This window comes from bacterium (assembly GCA_040755795.1).
Classification (GTDB): Bacteria; UBA9089; CG2-30-40-21; order CG2-30-40-21; family SBAY01; genus JBFLXS01.
The window spans coordinates 1-4,022 of sequence record JBFLXS010000378.1 but is presented as its reverse complement, the minus strand read 5'-3'; the positions used below and the strand labels follow the sequence as shown (position 1 = coordinate 4,022).

Genomic DNA, 4,022 nt, shown 5'->3' with positions numbered 1-4,022 from the left:
AAAAAAATTTGGTAACTATTCACCTGTAGGGAAGTAGGGAAGGTATTATCTAATTCTATCTAAAGGTCTTAATTATCTGCCAGATTTTCAATCCATTTGGGATATATCTGAAGAAGTGAGTAGGATGGTTATAGGTTTAATCAAATCAATTAAGAGTAAAATAGTATGAAGTATTTTCCCCCTTTCCTACTTCCTACTTCCTACTTGCTTGGTATGCTGAATAGTTACAAAATTTGTAATTCAATCTTTATTTTACCCAATTTCCCCCAGCACAAGTTTATCCTTGAATTGATAAGAGAATGTTTTATAAATAAATTGGTTTTCTGTTTTTTTTAAGAAGGGGTCTTTATCGAGGATAGCAAAGGCTTCTTTGCGGGCTAATTCCAGCCATTTAACATCATAAAGGATATTAGCCAATTTCAATCTAATCATTCCGTGTTGGCGAATGCCAAAGAATTCGCCTGCCCCGCGAATTTCTAAATCTACTTCAGCGATTTTAAAGCCATCTGAGGTTTGACATAGTGTTCCCAGTCGCCTGGCACCTTTTAAAATAGTCGAATCAGGGTCTTCCTGTAAATTTATTGGCTGATTAGAATTAACCAATTCGGCAATATCTTTCTTAGTAACCAGGATACAATATGATTTATGTTTCCCTCGTCCCACCCGACCACGGAGTTGATGTAATTGTGCCAGCCCAAATCGCTCGGCATGTTCGATTAACATTATCGTCGCATTTGGAATGTCAATCCCCACCTCAATGACCGTAGTTGAGACTAAAATATCTATTTCTTTATCTGCAAAACTTTTCATCACTTTATCTTTTTCTTCGGTTTTAAGTTGGCCATGTAAAAGACCTAATTTGAATTCAGGGAAATCATTTTTTTGTAAATGGGCAAACATCCTGGTTGCGGCTTTTAATTCCAGTTCTTCTGATTCCTCAATCAATGGATAGACAACATAAACCTGCCTACCTTTTTGAATTTCATCTTTAATAAAGGCATATATTTTCGGCAAGTCTTTTTCTGACCGACATTTGGTAATGACCTTCTGGCGATTAGGAGGCAATTCATCAATGACTGAGGTATCTAAATCTCCATAAAGCGTCAGGGCTAAAGTTCTGGGAATTGGTGTTGCGGTCATTACCAGGACATCCGGGCTTATGCCTTTACAGGCTTCTTTTGCCTTGTTTTTTAACTCCGCCCGCTGGAGGACACCAAATCGATGTTGTTCATCAATAATACATAATCCTAAATTTTTAAACTCTACCCCTTCCTGAATTAATGAATGAGTGCCGATGGCAATATTTATCTCACCATTCTTTATCCGACTTAAACTTATATCTTTTTCAGATTTTTTTATGCTACTGGTTAATAAAGCAACATTTATCCCAAAATTTGACAATAAGCCTTGAATGGTTAAATAATGTTGTTCGGCTAAGATTTCTGTTGGTGCCATAATTGCAGTCTGGTAGTCATTTTCAAATGCCACTACGGCGGCACAAGTTGCCACAACGGTTTTCCCGGAACCAACATCCCCATGAATAAGTCGATTCATTGGTTTTTCAGAAGTCATATCCGTAATTATTTCTTTAATCACCTTTTTTTGAGCCGAAGTGAGGACAAATGGCAAAGATTGGATAAAAGCGGTAAGTAATTTAAAATTTGTTTGAAATTTAATATATTTTTCTTGTTCTGCCTTTTTTTTAGTCATTCCTAAGGCTAATTGTAATAAAAAAAACTCCTCAAAAATAAGTCGATTTTTGGCATTTCTACTGGCGGTAAAATTTTGTGGGAAATGGATATTGTTAAGGGCAAATCTAATATCAGGTAATTTGTATTTAGAGAGAATATCGGTTGGTAAAATCTCGATTATTTGACTGGTATAAGTATCTAACGCCTTTTTAATTGAGGCACGAATCAATCTTTGCCCTATCGATGGAGAGATTCCTTCTGTTAAAGGGTAGATAGGCACTATCCGATTATGATGAATTAACTCATCTTCTTCATCATTTAAAACTTCATACTCAAAATCAGTTACCTGTAATTCCCCACGAAACCTACGAATTCTGCCACTAACAATCAATTTTAGCCCTTTAATTAAAAACATTTCTGTTTTAGGCTGATTAAAAAATAACAAAAAGGCATAGCCTGTTCCATCTGAAACAACTACCTTGAGTAAGTCAATTTTTCTTCTGGGCAGTCTTGCTTTCTGATGGCCAATGATTGTTCCCTGGAATGTTTCTTTATCTCCAGCTACGAGGTTAAATATAGGTTTGATATGTCTTCTATCCTGATATAGACGAGGATAGTATTCTAAGAGGTCTTTTATCTGGTCAATTCCGAGCGATGATAGGATTTTTGCCCGTTTTTCTCCTACCCCTTTCAAATATTTAACCGGCATCCTCAATTCATTCAGTAGAAAATTAGCTTCCATCTTGTTTTTTTCTGATTGAAGGCTGAAGGGTTCTTCTGAAAATCGGGACTCGGGACTCGGGGTTCGGGACTCGAGAAGGCTGGTAGCCGCAGGCTTTAGCCTGCGCTGCTCGACTGAGCTCTGTATTTATCTGTGCTAATCCGTGTTAATCAGTGGCTGAAGAGTTACCTTTGCCATATCAATCTTATCCTATTAAGAATTTTTTAGTAAGATATTGTTCAGACATTTTCTTTTCTGCAGGTAAATATATTTTAACGGAAATGTCTAAATTTTTTAAATATTTACACATTAAAAGCCCAATATCCTGCCACTTTAAATTTCCAAGTCCACACCCAAGAGCAGGTAAAGCCAGAGATTTTATCCCTTCCTTTTTATAATTATCAACTATCCAATTTAGCCCTTTTTCAATCCCTTTTATATCTGCATCTTCTTTAAAGTGTTGTTTGGTAGGAAATAGAAGAAACCATGTTGCACCATTCCCATTTTTTAATGTAAATGGTTCATCTGCTAACTGATAATCAAGAGAACTTTCTCTCTTGTAAAGATACGGTTTCCCCATCTGTAAAGTGTGATTTTTGCAAACATACTGATATTGGACATAGACATCGGGAAACTGCCATTTTGCACGAGAAGCAAGTCCTTTTCCCATAACACCAACACAATTTACACTTATAGTAAGTGTTTGCATCCTTGAAAAGAACATATCTCCGTCTGTTACATATAACAACGGAGTAATTTCTATCTCACGAGAAGGTTTGAAAAATATATTCGGTTGGGGAACAACAGATATGGGGAACAATGATAAAAATTCTTTTGTTTTATTAGCAATATTATGATTTGCAACATAAATTGTATGAATATATTCTGGTGAAATCATATCCGGGACAAGACACTCAGCCATTATTTTCCTTTTATCTCCACTTTCTTCAGTCCACCATTTTTTATCAAGAATTTCTGTTAATTTATATAGTGTTTCTTTCCCCTCTTTGGCTGGAAGTATTTCTGTAGCAGAACTGGCTGCATCACCCGAAGAAATAAAAATATCATCACGATTCAATATATCTGATTTAATAGCGATAACTACAATATCATTATCTGATTTCTCACAGACTACCCTGAATAACATCGGATTTCTTGGTTGAAAATACACATTAGCAAAATCCCATAGATTTCTACCACTGCCATCAGGTATAATTCTATTACGACGATTTTCTATAATCTCTTTATCATATATGGGGGTATAACTGATTTGGCGTTCTTCTACCTGTTTATGTGACAAAATGCCATTCTTCAATATAGAAGGTAAATTGTCTATGTGTGTAATATAATATAAATGTCTAATTTTAAATGCCATATCTACACTTCCAATGGTTCACCTGAAAATAGGAAGTAGAAAGTAGAGAGTAGAAAGTAGAAAGTAAGGAAAGACAAGCCTCTTTTTTCTCTCTCTACCCTCTACTATTTTCCCCTGAAAATAGCGAATTAGTGAATTAGAGATTAGCGAATTAGTATAGTATCCACAGACTCGTATCCTCTGGTTTAGAACACATATTCCCCCTTAATAAAGGGGGTTAGGGGGTTGTCCTTCT

Annotated in this window: 2 protein-coding genes; both read right to left on the bottom strand. The window is 35.7% G+C overall.

What is annotated here, in order from left to right; genetic code table 11:
* Nucleotides 1-252: 252 nt before the first annotated feature.
* Nucleotides 253-2,559 (bottom strand): ATP-dependent DNA helicase RecG, encoded by a 2,307-nt coding sequence (gene recG / locus AB1414_16920; GenBank protein ID MEW6609098.1) that lies wholly within the window; start codon nt 2,557-2,559, stop codon nt 253-255.
* 58 nt (nt 2,560-2,617) lie between these two features.
* The gene (locus tag AB1414_16915) at nt 2,618-3,787 is read right to left on the bottom strand and encodes a DarT ssDNA thymidine ADP-ribosyltransferase family protein (GenBank protein MEW6609097.1); all 1,170 of its coding nucleotides are present in this window, start codon (nt 3,785-3,787) and stop codon (nt 2,618-2,620) included.
* Nucleotides 3,788-4,022: the final 235 nt, after the last annotated feature.

What these genes read in the sequence shown, in the direction of transcription:
- AB1414_16915 (MEW6609097.1), bottom strand. Translation starts at nt 3,787, where the DNA reads ATGGCATTTAAAATTAGACATTTATATTATATTACACACATAGACAAT.